Source organism: Rhodopseudomonas sp. G2_2311 (genome assembly GCF_047501505.1).
Lineage (GTDB): Bacteria > Pseudomonadota > Alphaproteobacteria > Rhizobiales > Xanthobacteraceae > Rhodopseudomonas > Rhodopseudomonas palustris_H.
The window spans coordinates 35861-52729 of the sequence record NZ_JAZDRK010000004.1 but is presented as its reverse complement, the minus strand read 5'-3'; the positions used below and the strand labels follow the sequence as shown (position 1 = coordinate 52729).

Below are 16869 nucleotides of genomic sequence, written 5' to 3'. Positions count from 1 at the left end.
CACCAGGACACTGACCCATGGCCTCCCCGATTTCAGCAGCGAATGCCTATGCGAGCCTCGCCCGCCTGGCCAAGCCGGCCGGCGCAGACAAGGGGGGCGAAGACGCTCCGTCATTCGGCAACCTGGTCAAGCAAGCGATGGGCAGCGTGCTCGACGCCGGCCGCAAGTCCGACGCGCAGTCGATGGCGATGGCCTCCGGCAAATCCAACGTGATGGATGTGGTGACCGCGGTCGCCGAAACCGACGTCGCGGTGTCGACGCTGGTGTCGGTCCGCGATCGGGTGATCCAGTCCTACGAAGAAATCATGCGGATGCCGATCTGACGGCGGCACCTTTACCGATAGGCATCGTCATTGCGAGCGAAGCGAAGCAATCCAGGGCCCGGCGCACCGCGCTCCTGGATCGCTTCGTCGCTCCGCTCCTCGCGATGACGATGGCGAGACCGAACACCACCACTGCCACAATCGTCGACACAAGGATTCTCTCATGACCGGCCCCGAAACCCTCGACGTCGCCCGCGACGCGATCTGGACCATCGTCGTGGTGTCGGCGCCGCTGATGGTGGTCGGCCTGGTGGTCGGCGTCGCGGTGTCGCTGGTCCAGGCGCTGACCCAGATTCAGGAACAGACGCTGGTGTTCGTGCCAAAAATCCTGGCGATGTTCGTCACCTTGGTGCTGGCGCTGCCCTTCATGGCCGACGCGCTGCACTCGCAGATGATGCGGATCTCATCGCGAATCATCGGCGGTTGACGCATGATCGGAGCCCGCGCCGCTTCGCTGGTCGCATCCGCCGTCGCCGCATCGCGCGGCTGTGGCGCACGACCTTTTGACGCGCGCTCCGAATCAGACAGCCGCGATGCGCATCGACCTGACCTTCCTGCCGGCGCTCGCCGCCACCTTCATGCTGGTGTTCGCACGCATCGGCTCGATGGTGATGCTGATGCCGGCGTTCGGCGAGAGCAACATCCCGACGCGGGTGAAGCTGTCGATCGCGCTCATGCTGACGCTGATCATGCTGCCGCTGCATCGCTCGGCCTATCAGATCGACATGTCGTCGCTGACGCCGCTGTTGGTGCTGATGCTGCAGGAGATTGCGGTCGGCATTGTGCTCGGCGCCACCGCGCGGGTGACGCTGTCGGCGCTGCAGGTCGCGGGCGCGGTGATCGCCCAGCAGCTCGGGCTCGGCTTCGTCTCGGCCGTCGATCCGACGCAGGGCCAGCAGGGCGTGGTGGTCGGCAATTTTCTGACGATGCTCGGCGTTACGCTGCTGTTCGCCACCGACATGCACTATCTGGTGATCCAGGCGCTGAGCGACAGCTACAAGGTGTTCGCGCCGGGCGAATTGATGCACACCGGCGACGTCGCGGCGCTGGCCACCAAGGCGTTCGCGGCTGCGTTCAAGCTCGGCCTGCAATTGTCGGCGCCGTTCCTGGTGTTCGGCCTGGTGTTCAACATCGGGCTTGGCGTGCTGGCGCGGCTGATGCCGCAGATGCAGGTGTATTTCGTCGGCGTTCCGCTTTCGATCGTGATCGGATTCATCGTGCTCGCGGTGGTGCTGACCACGATGATGGGCGCTTTCCTCGGCTATTTCGGCGGCGTGATGCACGATCTGATGCCACGCTGACGCTCGGCGTCGTTCGGAGCTGAACGATGTCCGAGGACAGTGACGAGAAAACAGAAGAGCCGACACAAAAACGTCTCGACGATGCACTCAAGCGCGGCGACGTCGTCAAGAGCCAGGAGGTCAACACCTGGTTCCTGATCGCCGGCGCGACGCTGGTGCTGTCCTCGTTCCACGAGTCGATCGGCGCCGGCATTCTCGCGCCGATGCGCAATCTGATCGAAAAGTCCTGGATGCTCCGCGTCGACGGCGACGGGCTGATCGCGCTCGCCAAGAGCCTGTCCTACGCGACGCTGGCGGCGATCGGCATTCCGCTGTTGATGCTGGTGATCGTCGCGATCGCCAGCAACATGATTCAGCACCGGCTGGTGTTTTCCGCCGAGGCGCTGACGCCGAAATTCAGCAAGCTGTCGCCGCTCGAAGGCGCCAAGCGGCTGTTCGGCAAGCAGGCGATGGCCAACTTCCTCAAGGGCCTGTTCAAGGTCGTGGCGCTCGGCATCGTGATGGTGGCGGTGCTGTATCCCGAGCACGACCGGCTCGACGCGCTGCTGAAGATGGACGTCTCAGTGCTGCTCGGCGTCACCGTGGCGCTGACGCTGAAGCTGCTCGGCGCGGTGGTGGCGATGCTCGCCTTCGTGGCGGTCGGCGATTACTTCTTCCAGTATCGGCAGTGGCACGAAAAGCAGAAGATGTCGCTGCAGGAAATCAAGGAAGAATTCAAGCAGTCGGAAGGCGATCCGCACATCAAGGGCCGGTTGCGGCAGCTCCGCTATCAGCGGATGAAGAAGCGGATGATGGCCGAGGTGCCGAATGCGTCGGTGGTCATCACCAACCCGACCCACTTCTCGGTGGCGCTGAAATACGAGCGCGGCATGTCGGCGCCGATCTGCGTCGCCAAGGGTGTTGACGCGGTGGCGTTCAAGATCCGGGAAGTCGCGAAGGAACACGACGTGCCAATCGTCGAGAACGTGCCACTGGCGCGCGCGTTGTACGCCACCGTGGAGATCGACGATGAGATCCCGGTCGAACACTACCAGGCGGTCGCCGAGGTGATTGGTTACGTCATGAACCTGAAGCGGGCGTGGTCCGGCCGCAGCAATTGAGCGGGGCGATGCATCAGCAGCGAGGAGCGGGGCGGGCGGCGCGCCGCCCTGGCGCGGGAAGCCGGAGCGGATTGTCCTTGATGGCCTGCGGACGGGCCGGAGGATGGTCTTGCGTTTCCGGCCGCGATTCAGGCAGTTGGAGCCGCGCCGCCGCGTGCCCGGCGGGCAAGGGACCGGTTCGGTGACCATGACCATCAACGATCAACAAGCTTCGCCCGAGCCGCGTCCGGCCTCGCCGGAGCCGGCCCGCCGCGGCGGCAGTATCGCGCTTGTGCTGCTGCTGGCCGGCGCCATCGTCGCCGCCGCCGTAGCGTTCATGACGCTCGGCCGAGCCGGCGCCCAGCCTTACATTCTCGGCCTGCTGGCGCTGCTGGCGATGGTCGGTCTGTTCATGCTGTTCGCGTTCGCGGCCGGTATCATCGGCTTCGCCGACCGCTCCGCCGAAGATCCGATCCTGCGGGCGATTCCCGAAAACGCGTTCGACGGTATCGCAGTCACCGACGCCGGCGGCCACGTCGTTTATGCCAACTCGACCTATCTGGCGCTGACCGGTGCGGCGACGATGCAGGACGTCCGCCCGGTGGAGCGGGTGTTCATCGGTAATCCCGATGTCTCCGAGGCGGTGTTCCGGCTGCTCAAGGCCGCGCGCGAGGGACGCCGGCTGCAGGAGGAAGTGCGGGTTGCCGGGGCCGACGGCACCCAGGGCCGCTGGATGCGTCTGCGGGTTCGCCCGCTCGGCACCAGCAAGCGCGAGGCTCGGCAGACGGTGTGGTCGATCGCCGACATCACCCGCGACCGCGAGCGCCAGGAGGACGTGTTCCAGACCCTGCAGCACGCGATCGAATATCTCGACCATGCGCCCTGCGGGTTCTTCTCGGTCAATCCGGCCGGCAACCTCGTCTATGTCAACGCCACGCTGGCGAACTGGCTCGATCATGACCTCGCCGAGATCGGCTCCGGTGGCCTGAAGCTGTCGGACGTGGTTTCGGGCGACGGCGCCGCGCTGCTGACTTCGATCGTGCCGGAGCCGGGCGAGGTGAAGACCGAAGTCTTCGACATCGACCTGAAGAAGCGCGGCGGCCAGACCGTGCCGGTGCGGCTCTATCACAAGCTCGCCTTCGGCGCCGACGGCACTCCGGGGCCGTCGCGCACGCTGGTGATCAGCCGTGCCCGCGACGATCGGCTCGATCCGCAGCGTGCCGCCGAAATCCGCTTCATGCGGTTCTTCGACCAGACGCCGATGGCGATCGCTACCGTCGATAAGACGGGTGCGGTGGTGCGGGCGAACGCGCGGCTTGCCAAGCTGGCGCAGAGCCTCGACCCGGCCGGCGCTTCGGCTTCCAAGTCGATCCTGGCGGCGGCGTCGGCGCGCGACCGCGCGGTGCTGGCAGGCGCGATCGAGCAGGCCGCCAAGGGTCAGGCCGATATCGCGCCGGTCGAAGTGATGCTCGACAGCGCCAAGGAGCGCTGGGGCCAGTTCTTCGTGACCGCGGTCAGCGACGAGACCGACAACGAAGCGGCCATCGTCCACATGCTCGAAACCACCGAGCGCCGCGCCCTGGAGAACCAGGTCAACCAGGCGCAGAAGATGGACACCATCGGCCAGCTCGCCGGTGGCATCGCGCACGACTTCAACAACGTGCTGTCGGCCATCATGATGGCCAACGACTTCCTGCTGAACGCGCACAAGCCGACCGACCCGTCGTTCCAGGACATTATGCAGATCAAGCAGAACGCCACCCGCGCCGCGACGCTGGTGCGGCAGCTCTTGGCATTCTCGCGCAAACAGACACTGCGTCCGCAGGTGCTCGATCTCGGCGAGGCGCTGACCGACATCGATCGGCTGTTGAAGCGGCTGATCGGCGAGAAGATCTCGCTGGAGATGCAGCACGGTCGCGATCTGTGGCGGACCAAGGCCGACGTCTCGCAATTCGAGCAGGTGATCGTCAATCTCGCGGTCAACGCCCGCGACGCGATGCCCGACGGCGGCAAGCTGACGATCCGCACCGCCAACGTCTCCGCCTCCGCTGCCTCGCAGCTCGGCCACAATGGCATGCCGGCCGCCGACTATGTCTGCGTCGAAGTCTCCGACACCGGCACCGGCATTCCGCCGGAAATTCTCGACAAGATCTTCGAGCCGTTCTTCTCGACCAAGGAAGTCGGCAAGGGCACCGGGCTCGGGCTGTCGACGGTGTACGGCATCATCAAGCAGACTGGCGGCTTCGTGTACGTCGATTCGGAAATCGGCAAGGGCACTACCTTCCGCATCTATCTGCCGCGCCACGAGCAGGTCGCCGAGCCGCAGGTTGAGACTCCCGCGGCCAGCGGCACGGCACCCGAGCCGGCACCGGCGGCGCCGAAGCCGCGCGCCGACCTGACCGGGCAGGGCACCATCCTCTTGGTAGAAGACGAGGAAGGCCTGCGCTCGCTCAACGCCCGCGGCCTACGCTCGCGCGGCTATGAGGTGATCGAAGCTTCCAACGGCGTCGAAGCGCTGGAAGAATTCGATGCCCATGGCGGCGAAGTCGATCTCGTCGTGTCCGACGTGGTGATGCCGGAAATGGACGGCCCGACGCTGCTGAAAGCGATGCGCGCCCGCAACCCGGACCTGAAGATCATCTTCGTCTCCGGTTACGCCGAGGATGCGTTCGAGAAGAGCCTGCCGGAGAACGAGCAATTCGCCTTCCTGGCCAAACCGTTCGCGCTGAGCGCGCTGGTCGCGAAGGTGAAGGAGACGATGGCGCCGAACTGAACGCGTGCGGCGGACAGCGCTCGCTTCGATGAGCGCAACGCCCTTCAATTTCGTCGTGGCCGGGCTTGTCCCGGCCATGCACGTTTTTGTCGTTGATATCTCCGCGTGTCGCGGATGCGAGCACGAGGCGGCATGACGAGACTGATGGTGGTGCCAGTTCGCATTGCCGATCAGTTGCAATGCGACGGCGGATTTCTTAACGCCTCGTTAGGTTCATCGTACTCCCCGCGACCGAGGGCCGCAGGTGTGCGACGACGCGCCCGCTTCCTTTTTGGAGGCTGGTGCCCATTTTTACGGAGCTTCCCCCTGCCGGGGATTGAGGGAGTAACATGAATTTCTTGCACCGCACCCGCGGCTTTATGACCGCTCTTGCTGTGGCGATGTCGCTCGCGATGCCGCTGTCGTTGGCGCTGACGTCGGCGGCCGACGCGCGCATCGGCGGCGGCTCGAGCTCCGGTTCGCGCGGCTCGCGCAGCTTCTCGGCACCGCCCAGCACCAACACGGCGCCGGGGGCCGCTCAACCGTTCAACCGCACCTATAGCCAGCCGGGCGGCCCCGGCATGAGCGGCCCGGCGGCGGGCGCCGCCGCCAACAAGGGCGGCTTCTTCAACCGCCCGGGCATGGGCATGCTCGGCGGCCTTGCCGCTGGCTTCCTCGGCGCCGGCCTGCTCGGCATGCTGTTCGGCGGCGGCTTCCTGTCGGGTCTCGGCAGCTTCGCCTCGATCATCGGGCTGGTGCTGCAGGTGGCGCTGGTCGTGATCCTGGCGCGTCTGGCCTGGGGCTGGTGGCAGCGCCGCAACAACCCGCAGGCGGCCTATGCGCCCGGTCCGGTGGCCGGCCAGGGCCCGCGGCCCGATGGCGCCTATGCGATGAACCAATCGGCCAACCCGGCGGCGCAGCCGGCCTCGCGCGGCGGCTTCGGCTTCGGTGGCGGCGCCAGCGCCAGCAACGACCGGCCGCTGGAGATCAAGCCGGACGACTATGAGGCGTTCGAGCGCCTGCTCGGCGACATCCAGGCGGCGTGGTCGAATGAAGACATCGACCGGCTGCGCCAGCTCGCCACTCCGGAAATGGCGTCGTACTTCGCCAAGGACCTGGAGGAGAACAAGGCCAACAACGACATCAACAAGGTGTCGGATGTGAAGCTGCTGCAGGGCGATCTCGCCGAAGCCTGGCGCGAGGGCGAAACCGACTACGCCACGGTGGCGATGCGGTTCTCGCTGGTCGACAAGACCCTGGAGCGCGGCACCAATCGCCTGGTCGCCGGCAGCGACACGCCGATCGAGGTCACCGAGATCTGGACCTTTACCCGGCGCCCCGGCGCGAGCTGGGAATTGGCCGCGATCCAGCAGACCAACTGACGCTCTGCTCCCGAGCGATCCAGCATCGAAGCGCCGCGGACCTTCCGCGGCGCTTTTTTGTTAGGCTCCGGAGCGGGGCGGCGCGGGGGCGGAGCCGCGCCGATCAGCATAGGGGCCGAACCGATGGCTTACGAACTGTACTACTGGCCGACCATTCAGGGCCGCGGCGAATTTGTGAGGCTGGCGCTCGAAGAGGCCGGCGCGGACTATGTCGATGCCGCGCGTCGCAACAAGGCCGGCATGTCGACGATGATGAAGCTGATGCAGGCGGAGCAGGGTACGCCGCCGTTTGCGCCGCCGTTTCTCAAAGCCGGCAAGTTGATCATCGGCCAGACCGCCAACATCCTGCTGTATCTCGGCAGCCGTCATGGCCTTGCACCCGCGAGTGAAGCCGGCCGGCTGTGGGTGCATCAGCTGCAGCTCACGATCGCGGACCTGGTGCAGGAGGTGCACGACACTCACCATCCGATCGGCACCATGCTGTACTATGAAGACCAGCGGAAGCCGGCGAAGAAACGCACCGCCGAGTTCTGGGACAATCGCGCGCCGAAATTCCTCGGTTACTTCGAACGCCTGGTTGCCGGCGGCGGCGGCACCTGTCTCACCGGACGCAAGCTGACCTATGCCGACCTGTCGCTGTTTCAAATCGTCGAGGGCCTGCGCTACGCCTTTCCAAGGCACATAAAGAAATTCGAGCGTGACATTCCCAAGCTGGTCGCACTGCACGACCGCATCGCCGAACGCCCGAACATCGCCGCCTACCTCGCCAGCGACCGCCGCATTCCCTTCAACAAAGAAGGCATCTTCCGGCACTACAAGGAGCTGGATAAGTAACAGCCTGTCCAGTGGCGCTCGACCTCTCTGCGAGGTCATTCCGGGGCGCGAGCGAAAGCTCGCGAACCCGGAATCTGATCCGAGCACACCACTTCGAGATTCCGGGTTCGCGCGTTTCACGCGCGCCCCGGAATGACTGTGGGAAGTGGGGACGCCGGCTACCGATGCCGCCCGTCGATCGGCGTCATTTTCAGCTGCGACAGCTCGATGCCGTCGATGCAGGCCACGTTCAGCGCCACCACTTCGGTGCCGTCGGGCTTTGCGCCACGGGCAAACACCTCGACGCCGCATTCGCCGCAGAGCTGGTGGCTGATGGCGCGCTTGTTGAACAGATATTCCTTCAGGCTGTCGCGCCCGGCGCGCAGCTGAAAACTCTTCGGCGGCAGGAAGGTGAAGTGCAGTCCCTTCTTGGTGCAGATCGAGCAATTGCACGCCGTTACCATTGCAAGGTCGGTGGTGCATTCGAACCGCACCAGGCCGCAATGGCAGCCGCCGGTCAGGACTTTGACGCCGCTCATCAGGAGGCACTCCGCTGGTCGTGCCGGCGGAGTCTAGCAGACGAAGGGTTGTGCCCGATAGCTGGCGCAGGCGGGGCGAACACCGTCCCACGAAACGCCAAAGCCCCGCGCGAGGCGGGGCCGGTCGTCGCATCGGAACTTGCGTCGCTTAAGCGAGCTGGTCGACGCGGGTGCCCTGTCCGGGCGGCAGCGCCGCTTTCGGCGGCTGGATGCTGGTCGTGTCCTTGTCGTCCTTCGGCGGCGGAGGCGGCGGTGGAGGGCTCGCCTGCGTCGTCGGTTGGGAGACAGGAGTCGACGACACGTTCGAAATGCTGCTCATCAGTCTTTCCTCGTGTTGGCCAACGTCCCCCATCAGATGGTGCGCCGGCGGCGGCTTGCCACCGACCGCGCCCGGGTAGGCATCGGATCAACCGCGATCATCGCGCTGCCCGGTGAACTTTGCGCGCACCCCTGCGCCGGCATTTGCTTCAAATGCCGGGCATTGGATTGCGGGACATCACGAGGCGGGATGGACGCCGCCGGCGCGGCCGCGCAGCTACTCGCTGCTGTCGCGGGTGATCGAGATCGACGCGTCGGTCTTGGTCCGGATGCAGCGCATGTTGAGCCGGCGGAAGCGGGTCTTGATGTCGTTGCCGCGCAGGATGCCGACCCGGCCGAAGCAGCGCTTAACGCCGCGCAGCGTGTCCGGCTTCGGGATCGTGAACACGATCGCGGCGGCGCTGGCGATCAGGTCCTGAAATTCCGGCGACGGCTTTCGCGCCGGCGCCTGGCCGTAAACCTCGTTCTTCACCGTGCGGCTCGGACACCCGAGCCGCAGCGCCTTCGCGGCCGGATGCGACAGGTAGATCATGTTGGCCGCGGTCTTGCCGACGCTGATCCCATCGATCTGCGCCTTGAGCTGCTTGGCGAGATCGTCGCAGCGATCGGCCCGGGCGGGGGAGGCGGCGAATGTCGAGGCGATAGCAGCGGTGGCAATGAGATAGGGCAGGCGGCTCAGCATCAGGTCTTCTCCTCAGTCCCTGGCGGTACTGAAGCTTGCGCCGAAGCCAGATGCAAGAGGACCAAGTTCGCGGCTACTGATCAGCGTGGACATCGGCCATGGACAATCAGGAGATCAGAGTTTCCCCGGATCGTATACTTGCCGGGATCTCAGATCCGGCTGGATGTGGGGACGGAGTTGGATGCTCAGCTCGCTGTAACGGTCGGCAGTTTTCGTCGAGCCCACCGCGGCGATCCAGAACTCGCCGCTAGCAGCCCGTGCAAGGGGCAATATCTGTGTGGGAGGTGGGCAGAATAGGCGGTGTTTGGATGAGGGCGGTGACGCACGAGGGTTCCGCCTACGCTTATCTTTGCGTTTCCCATACGGGATCGACGCAGATTTTCCGGCTTCCGGTTTGCGGGAAATCGCTGCAGTATTGCGACCCTGAGTTGCATTTCAGGGTGCCCCGATGTTGGATATTCCAAGCTATTTAAGTCGCGGTGAGCGTGCTCGGCTTTTCCCGGTTCTGGCCGATACCTCAAAGGAAGGTCGAACGGCGTCGATCCTGTTGGCGTGTCTTGCCAATGTGGATGAGTTCGGTCGCTCGATGATGAATACGGTCGGCCAGCGCGCTGGGCCCCGAACGAGGATCGAGACCTTTACTGAGGTCTGCTTCTCATCTCAGTCAGACAAAATGAGGCCGGACGGCCTGATTGTTCTCACTACGGGTAATCGTCAGTGGCGGGCTCTGGTCGAAGCCAAGGTTGGAAATTCTGAACTGGAGGTTGGCCAAGTCGAAAGCTATTTAGCGCTTGCGCGCGAGAACGACATCGACGCCCTGATTACGATCTCCAATCAGTTTGCCGCTGTCCCGGCTGTTCACCCTTTGCAGGTCTCAGTATCCGCGCGACGTAAGATCGAGCTGTTTCACTGGTCTTGGATGCACGTCCTTACCGAAGCGAGCCTGCTGCTTGCCAACGATGAGATCCTCGATCGCGATCAGAGGTTTGTCCTCAACGAAATGGTCCGCTTTCTCACGCACCCAAGCGCCGGAGTGAAGGGCTTTGATCAGATGCCCGCGTGTTGGACCGACCTGGTGGCATCTGTTCAGGCGGGGGCCGCGCCGTCGCCTAACTCTGCTGTGACACGCGAGATCGTTGGAGCATGGCACCAAGTCGTGCGCGACCTGTCGCTGACGATGAGCCGACAACTCGGCGTCGAAGTCTCGCCGCGAATCCCGAGGGAACATCTTCGCGACCTCGATGCGCGTGCCAAGGCTGATAGTTGTCACTTGTGCGAGGAGCATTCTCTCGCCGCCACGTTGATCGTGCCGGACGCGGCGTCTCCTCTGGAGGTCACTGCAGACATCAAAACGCGCTCGCTCGCAGTTTCGATGCATCTGAGGGCGCCTGACGACAAGAAGGGAACGAAGGCGAGGCTGAACTGGCTACTGCGCCAGTTTCCGCCCACGACGAACGAGAACTGGCATATCCGTCTGTACTGGCCGGGACGAACCAGTAGCACTCAGCGACCGCTCGCAGCGCTTCGAGAGAACGTCGATCAAGCTGCAGATGAGAAGGCGGGGCAGGTGGTGACGTCGTTCGACGTGATCATGGTGCGTGATATCGGCGCCCGCTTCGCACAGCGCAAGAATTTCATCGCCGAACTAGAGGCGATTGTCCCCCTCGCCTACGATCAAGCTGGGCAGCATCTGCGGGCTTGGCAGCGGACTGCACCGCGTCTTCCGGAGGCAAAGGCCGAGCCCGCGAGCGTCAATACGGAAGCGATGCGCGATGCGGCGGAGCAGGAGCTGACCGGACCGCAAGAGCGGCCCGTACTAGCCCAGCCCATCGTACTGAAATCTGAGCCGGATGTGGATGTCCCACAGGATGGCCTCCTGACTGAGCCGCCACCGGAAGATGCGGCAGGTCCAGTTGGTCCCGATCTGGCCGGGCAGGTCCCATGAAGCTCCCCACCCTCCCGTTTTGAACCCTTCAAAATCCCGCCGAAACCGCCTAGACAGGGCCGCGAATTTACCCATTCGAGGCCCTGTCCATGAACGCTCCCACGCCCGTTCCGTCTGCCGCCACCCCGGTTCCGCCCTATAAGCACACCCCGCTGTTTCCGCTGGGCAAGGACGACACCGTCTATCGCAAGATCACGTCGGATGGCGTGCGGGTGGAGAAGGTGCTCGGGCGCGACATGCTGGTGGTGGAGCGCGAGGCGCTGCGGGCGCTGTCGGAGGCGGCGTTCGGCGAGATCAACCATTATCTGCGGCCCGGGCACCTCAAGCAGCTCCGCAAGATCCTGGACGATCCGGAGGCGAGCCCGAACGACAAGTTCGTCGCGCTGGATTTTCTGAAGAACGCCAACATCGCCGCCGGCGGCGTGCTGCCGATGTGCCAGGACACCGGCACCGCGATCATCATGGGCAAGAAGGGCTCGAACGTCATCACCGACGGCGACGATGAAGCCGCGTTGTCGGAAGGTGCGCGCGACGCTTACTTGCGCCGTAACCTGCGCTACTCGCAGGTCGCGCCGCTGTCGATGTTCGAAGAGAAGAACACCGCCAACAACATGCCGGCGCAGTGCGAGATCTACGCCGAGGGCGATGATGCCTACAAATTCATGTTCATGGCCAAGGGCGGCGGCTCGGCCAACAAGAGCTTCCTGTTCCAGGCGACGCCGTCGCTGCTGACGCGCGACCGGCTGCTGGCGTTCCTGAAAGAGAAGATCATGACGCTCGGCACCGCGGCGTGCCCGCCCTATCACCTGGCGATCGTGATCGGCGGCACTTCGGTCGAGACCACGATGAAGACGGTGAAGCTCGCCTCCGCGCGCTATCTCGATGCGCTGCCGACCCACGGCTCCGAACTCGGCAACGCGTTCCGCGACGTCGAGATGGAGCAGGAAATCCACAAGATGACGCAGAGCCTCGGCGTCGGCGCGCAGTTCGGCGGCAAGTATTTCTGCCACGACGTCCGCGTCATCCGGCTGCCGCGCCACGGCGCCTCGTTGCCGATCGGCCTCGGCGTATCGTGCTCGGCCGACCGGCAGATGCTCGGCAAGATCACCAAGGACGGCGTGTATCTGGAGGAGCTCGAGCATAATCCGGCGCAGTATTTGCCGGAAGTCGAGCAAGCGCTCGGTGGCGAGGTGGTGAAGATCGACCTCAACCAGCCGATGAAGGACATCCTCGCGACGCTGAGCAAGCACCCGATCAAGACCCGGCTGTCGCTGACCGGCACCATGATCGTGGCGCGCGACGCCGCCCATGCCAAGCTGCGCGACCGGCTGGAGAAGGGCGAGCCGCTGCCGGATTACTTCAAGAACCATCCGGTGTACTACGCCGGCCCGGCCAAGACTCCGGATGGCTATGCTTCCGGCGCGTTCGGCCCGACCACCGCGGGGCGGATGGACTCGTTCGTCGATCAGTTCCAGGCGGCCGGCGGCTCGATGGTGATGGTCGCCAAGGGCAACCGCGCCCCCGCAGTGCGCGAGGCGTGCAAGAAGTACGGCGGTTTCTACCTCGGCTCGATCGGCGGCGCCGCGGCGAACCTCGCCGAGCACTGCATCAAGAAGGTCAAGGTGCTGGAATATCCCGAGCTCGGCATGGAGGCGATCTGGAAGATCGACGTCGTCGACTTCCCGGCCTTCATCATCGTCGACGACAAGGGCAACGACTTCTTCAAGGAACTGAACCTGGGCTGAAGCTTCTCCCCGCAATCACCACTCGCACCGTCATTCCGGGGCGCTCACGCAGTGAGCGAACCCGGAATCCCGAGGTTCGGGGCACCCGAGCGGTTTGACGCAGAACATCTCGAGATTCCGGGCTCGCGCGTTTCACGCGCGCCCCGGAATGACTCCCTCGGAGGAGTTAGCCTAAGTTATCCTCAGGAGCAGTCATGGCCGGGCTTGACCCGCCTGCGGGGCCGAAGCCCCTTCGGCGCGGCGAAGGCCCGGCCATCCATCTTCTTCAACTGATGGATCACCGGGTCTCGGCGCTGTGCGCCGGCCCGGTGATGACATTGGTAACTGCGGCTGCGGCGGAACGGCCGCGACGTCGAAGCCTTACGCCCGGGTGCCGGTGAACGGGAACGAGCCCATCGGGCCGATGCCCATTTCGCCGGAGATGCTATCGCCGCTCACCTTGCCGGTGTAGCTCAGCGTCAGCGGCATCGGGTTGGTGATCGACAGCTTCCAGGCGACGTCGTCGCCGTTCACGGTGCCGTCGAAGATCTCGCCGGCATCGCCGTCGGCGGATTGCGAGCCGGTGAGCGTCGAGCCGTCGGCCTTCAGCGTCAGGTCGGCCTGCCGCTCGCCCATCGGCGTGCTCATGGTGAGTTTCCAGTTTCCGTCGACTGCCATGTGTTTCTCCCCTTGGTCCCGGTCCTCGTGAGTTCACCGGGCCGCCCCTCTTAGTATGGTGCGGGAGCGACAAACAAGCCCGAACGTGCCGCCCCGCTGCGGCCAGGGGCCGCGATAGTCCGTCATCGTGAATCGGGCGGTGTTCTGCTCTGCCGGCCGCGCATGCAGATACCTGTGGTGCAGTGCACGCGTCGTGCTATCCTATGTTAACTTCGGAGGACGTCTCGAGGTTTCCAACGCCTTCAAGGTGGAGACCCGACATGCGTTTGTCATACGTAAGTGCCGCGCTTGCCGTTGCGGTGCTGATGCCCGGACTGACCAGCCTCCCTGCCGCCGCGCAGGTCGAGGTGGTGTCCGAGACGACCGTCACCCGCCTGGATATCACCGCCGAGCCCAGTGTTCCCGGAAGATTCGTACTGAACGCGACCGTCCGCACCGGTTACGGCGCCGGCGTCCCTGACGGCCGGGTGGTGTTCTACGATCTGTCGACCAGCACCGTGCTGGGCTGGATTGATGCCGGCAAACCGAGCCTCGCGGTCGACGGCCTCAAGCCGGGGCGGCATCTGCTGCGCGCCGATTACGCCGGCAGCGCCAGCCGGCTGCCGCTGATCGTGCTGCCGAGCCAGTCGGCCGAGGTCGCGCTCGATGTGCTGGCTCAGCCGCGCCTGACGTTGTCGTCGTCCGATGCTGCCCCGGTACCCGGCGCGGTGGTGACGCTGACCGCCGCCGTCACCGGTTCGCACGGCCTGCCGACCGGCACGGTGAGCTTCCGCGATGGCGACCGGGTGATCGCCGCGCACGTGCCGCTCGATCGCACCGGACTGGCGGCATTCACCACCTCGGCGCTCGACAATGGCGTCGGCGGCATCGTGGTCGTGTACGAAGGTGATCATCACTACGCGCGGGCCACTGCGCAGCTGGCACCGAACGAAGATCGCGCGCTGGCGCTCGCCGCCGCGCCGCGGATGTAAGTCGCCGCTAAGGCTCGGCCGTGATCGGGGTCGATGCGGCTGTCGCTGTCGCTGCAGTCGCTGCCGCGGCTCGCCGCCGGCTGCGGATCGCGAAGCGAAACACCAGATACTGCGCGGCGAACGCTGCGACTTTGAACGCCGGCGCGATTACCATCACGTAGAACGTCCACAGCTTGATATCGCCGGTCAGCGCCGCGGCGATCACTCCGGCGCCGAGCACCAGCATCAGCGCCGCCCATGCGTAGCCGGCGATCCGCACATAGTCCGGGATGGTGTCGCCGACGATCGGCGGCACGTAGCGCAGCATCCAGTCCCGGCGCAGCATCAGCAGCCCGACCGCGATGTGGCCGACGCTGGGCTTGATCAGCACGAAACGGGGATCGTTGGTCAGCAGCGTGGCGCCGCCGAGCACCACCACCAGCGCGACGCTGGCATAGGCCATCACGTCGAGCCGCTGTCCCTTCACTTTGGCGTAGATGAACTGCCCGACCGCGCCGAGCACGGCGACGATCGTCGCCAGCGCGACGTTGCCGGTCGAGAAATACAGCACCACGAAGACGATGGTGGAGAAGAAGTCGCTGCCGAGCTTGGCGAACACCGCCTTCATTGCACGTTTCTCCGCTGTCGCCGCCTGCGGAGGACCGCGGCGGAGCGCCGTCGCCCCGCCCGATTGTGCGTGCCCCCTCGAGGGAAGTAAACCGCGGCAGCCCGGCGGCAAGGGCCGGGCACCTAATTTAGGCAGGCATCAGTTTAGACCGCTTCAATTCGGCGCAGCCAGGGCGGTGGCGCGCCCCGGGCTGCCGAATGGCTTGGGCTTGTCCTTGCCGCAGGCAAAGCCGCGCGCCAGCTCGTCGGCAGCCTGCCGTGCCACCTCGTTGGCGTTGCGGTTGGCGGCGACGTCCACATAGGCGACGTGGCACACCGCGCCGGGCGGCAGCCGCGTCACCACCAGCATCTGCTTGGTGTTGGGCCGGCCGCCTTTGCCGAGATCGTCGTTGTCGGCGAGGTGCCAGCGCTGGATGATGGCGAACGGCTTGCCGGCACCGTCGAGCCGCCATTCGACCGTATCGGTGGTGGAGTTGAACGGGCCGAACGAGGTTTTGGCCGCCGGTTGGGCGCTGGCATCCTTGTAATTGCGGCCGACGCTGACGCTCTGGCGCAGGTCCATCTCCGATACGACCACCACCAGCCCGTCCTGGCCGGGGCACAGCCACTCGCCGCTGTCTTCCGGCGCGCCGCCCGGCCGCGCGACCCGGCACGCCTTGGGAGCGGTCGAACTATAGACGCTGCTGGCGCCGTCAGCCTGGGCCGGCGCCACGAGGGAGGCTGGAATGGTGAGCGGGAGCAGCAGGGCGAGGGCAGGGAGCAGTCGCATTGGCAGGCCTTGCATCGCAGCGGAACCTTTGTCGGTCGGCGTCCGGCTGGGGAAGGTTCGAGCAATTTCCGCTCAGGTACTGCCCTTTGCTGCGGAATCGCTCTAGAACGGCGCCTTCGTGTGTCCGTCCTTTAGCCGCGTTCGAATCGAAGAACCATGCCGCTGTTGTCGAATGACCATTACCGCGTTGGCCGCTCCAAAACCGGGCTCGGCCTGTTCGCCGTCAAGCCCATCAAGAAGGGCGCCAAGATCATCCGGTATTTCGGGCCGCTGCTTGACGCGCACAACAAGAAGCACGACGGCATCGAGAACAAATACCTGTTCGAGCTGAACAAGCGTTGGACCATCGACGGCTCGGTGCGCAAGAACGTCGCGCGCTACATCAACCACGCCTGCAAGCCGAACGCTGAGTCCGACGTCAATCCGCGCAAGAAGCGCGTGATCATCCGCGCCATCAAGAACATCGAGCCGGGCGAAGAGATCAACTACGATTACGGCACCGATTACTTCAAAGCCTATCTGAAGCCGATCGGCTGCAAGTGCGTCTCCTGCGAGAAGAAGCGCAAGAAGAAGGCCGCAGAAGCCCGCGCCGAAAAAGCCAAGCTGAAGCTGAAGGCCGAGCGCAAGGCGCAAGCCGAAGCCGAGAAGGCTACCCGAAAGGCAGCGAAGGCGGCCGGCAAGGCCAAGCCGGAAAAGCCTTCGAAGCCGGAGAAGGTCGCCAAGTCGAAGGCGCCGAAAGCGGTGAAGGCAAAAGCGGCGGCGACGACGAACGGCGCGAGCAAGGCAGCGAAGACGAAGGTCGTGACGGCAAAGGCCGGCAAGACCAAAGCGGCGAAGCCGGCCAAGACCACGTCGTCGCGCAAGACGGCTGCTGCGAGCAAATCCAAGGCAGCCTGATTGTAGTCGCAGCCTCTCGTCGCGTCATTGCGAGGAGGCGAAGCCGACGAAGCAATCCAGATCCGTGCAAGAAGCTGGATTGCTTCGCTT

17 protein-coding genes are annotated in these 16869 nt (G+C 65.0%); 11 read left to right on the top strand and 6 right to left on the bottom strand.

The features are described from left to right. Positions 1 to 17: 17 nt before the first annotated feature. From fliE to VRZ08_RS07980, 7 genes are all read left to right on the top strand, one after another. A complete protein-coding gene (gene fliE, locus VRZ08_RS08010; protein ID WP_011159422.1) occupies positions 18 to 323 on the top strand; it encodes a flagellar hook-basal body complex protein FliE in 306 nt (101 codons plus the stop codon). 163 nt (positions 324 to 486) lie between these two features. Then, a complete protein-coding gene (fliQ, locus tag VRZ08_RS08005; RefSeq protein ID WP_011159421.1) occupies positions 487 to 750 on the top strand; it encodes a flagellar biosynthesis protein FliQ in 264 nt (87 codons plus the stop codon). Between the two features lie 106 nt (positions 751 to 856). Further along, on the top strand, positions 857 to 1624 hold the full coding sequence (gene fliR, locus VRZ08_RS08000; RefSeq protein WP_107346693.1) for a flagellar biosynthetic protein FliR: 768 nt from the start codon (positions 857 to 859) through the stop codon (positions 1622 to 1624). Positions 1625 to 1650: 26 nt separating this feature from the next. Further along, entirely contained in the window at positions 1651 to 2724 is a 1074-nt protein-coding gene (flhB, locus tag VRZ08_RS07995) for a flagellar biosynthesis protein FlhB (protein WP_263989373.1), read from the top strand. 187 nt (positions 2725 to 2911) lie between these two features. Then, positions 2912 to 5476: a cell cycle histidine kinase CckA gene (cckA, locus tag VRZ08_RS07990; protein ID WP_414532448.1), complete on the top strand. Its 2565-nt coding sequence runs from the start codon at positions 2912 to 2914 to the stop codon at positions 5474 to 5476. A gap of 329 nt (positions 5477 to 5805) precedes the next feature. Continuing rightward, a complete protein-coding gene (locus VRZ08_RS07985) occupies positions 5806 to 6837 on the top strand; it encodes a Tim44 domain-containing protein (RefSeq protein ID WP_264053136.1) in 1032 nt (343 codons plus the stop codon). Positions 6838 to 6960: 123 nt separating this feature from the next. Continuing rightward, a complete protein-coding gene (locus VRZ08_RS07980) occupies positions 6961 to 7671 on the top strand; it encodes a glutathione S-transferase (protein WP_414532223.1) in 711 nt (236 codons plus the stop codon). A 158-nt stretch (positions 7672 to 7829) separates the two neighbouring features. Here VRZ08_RS07980 and VRZ08_RS07975 read toward each other — a convergent pair whose 3' ends face one another. From VRZ08_RS07975 to VRZ08_RS07965, 3 genes are all read right to left on the bottom strand, one after another. Then, positions 7830 to 8189: a GFA family protein gene (locus tag VRZ08_RS07975; RefSeq protein WP_414532222.1), complete on the bottom strand. Its 360-nt coding sequence runs from the start codon at positions 8187 to 8189 to the stop codon at positions 7830 to 7832. A 148-nt stretch (positions 8190 to 8337) separates the two neighbouring features. Next, positions 8338 to 8508, bottom strand: a complete 171-nt coding sequence (locus VRZ08_RS07970) for a hypothetical protein (RefSeq protein WP_199851760.1) — start codon at positions 8506 to 8508, stop codon at positions 8338 to 8340. A gap of 216 nt (positions 8509 to 8724) precedes the next feature. After that, positions 8725 to 9189 (bottom strand): hypothetical protein, encoded by a 465-nt coding sequence (locus VRZ08_RS07965; RefSeq protein WP_414532221.1) that lies wholly within the window; start codon positions 9187 to 9189, stop codon positions 8725 to 8727. Positions 9190 to 9637: 448 nt separating this feature from the next. Between VRZ08_RS07965 and VRZ08_RS07960 the strand changes: the two genes are divergently transcribed. Both VRZ08_RS07960 and VRZ08_RS07955 read left to right on the top strand, forming a co-directional pair. Further along, complete coding sequence (locus VRZ08_RS07960; RefSeq protein ID WP_414532220.1) at positions 9638 to 11134, top strand: hypothetical protein; 1497 nt, start codon at positions 9638 to 9640, stop codon at positions 11132 to 11134. Positions 11135 to 11223: 89 nt separating this feature from the next. Continuing rightward, on the top strand, positions 11224 to 12879 hold the full coding sequence (locus VRZ08_RS07955; protein ID WP_414532219.1) for a fumarate hydratase: 1656 nt from the start codon (positions 11224 to 11226) through the stop codon (positions 12877 to 12879). Between the two features lie 360 nt (positions 12880 to 13239). Here VRZ08_RS07955 and VRZ08_RS07950 read toward each other — a convergent pair whose 3' ends face one another. Continuing rightward, positions 13240 to 13536 (bottom strand): hypothetical protein, encoded by a 297-nt coding sequence (locus VRZ08_RS07950; RefSeq protein ID WP_011159411.1) that lies wholly within the window; start codon positions 13534 to 13536, stop codon positions 13240 to 13242. 260 nt (positions 13537 to 13796) lie between these two features. On the opposite strand from VRZ08_RS07950, the gene VRZ08_RS07945 reads away from it, so the two are divergent. After that, a complete protein-coding gene (locus tag VRZ08_RS07945; RefSeq protein WP_414532218.1) occupies positions 13797 to 14507 on the top strand; it encodes an Ig-like domain-containing protein in 711 nt (236 codons plus the stop codon). Between the two features lie 7 nt (positions 14508 to 14514). On the opposite strand, the gene VRZ08_RS07940 is transcribed toward VRZ08_RS07945, so the two are convergent. Together VRZ08_RS07940 and VRZ08_RS07935 are read right to left on the bottom strand one after the other, a co-directional pair. Beyond that, the gene (locus tag VRZ08_RS07940) at positions 14515 to 15114 is read right to left on the bottom strand and encodes an inner membrane-spanning protein YciB (RefSeq protein WP_414532217.1); all 600 of its coding nucleotides are present in this window, start codon (positions 15112 to 15114) and stop codon (positions 14515 to 14517) included. Between the two features lie 153 nt (positions 15115 to 15267). Then, on the bottom strand, positions 15268 to 15897 hold the full coding sequence (locus VRZ08_RS07935; protein ID WP_414532216.1) for a hypothetical protein: 630 nt from the start codon (positions 15895 to 15897) through the stop codon (positions 15268 to 15270). A 141-nt stretch (positions 15898 to 16038) separates the two neighbouring features. On the opposite strand from VRZ08_RS07935, the gene VRZ08_RS07930 reads away from it, so the two are divergent. Next, entirely contained in the window at positions 16039 to 16779 is a 741-nt protein-coding gene (locus VRZ08_RS07930) for an SET domain-containing protein (protein WP_414532215.1), read from the top strand. The last annotated feature ends 90 nt before the right edge of the window (positions 16780 to 16869 follow it).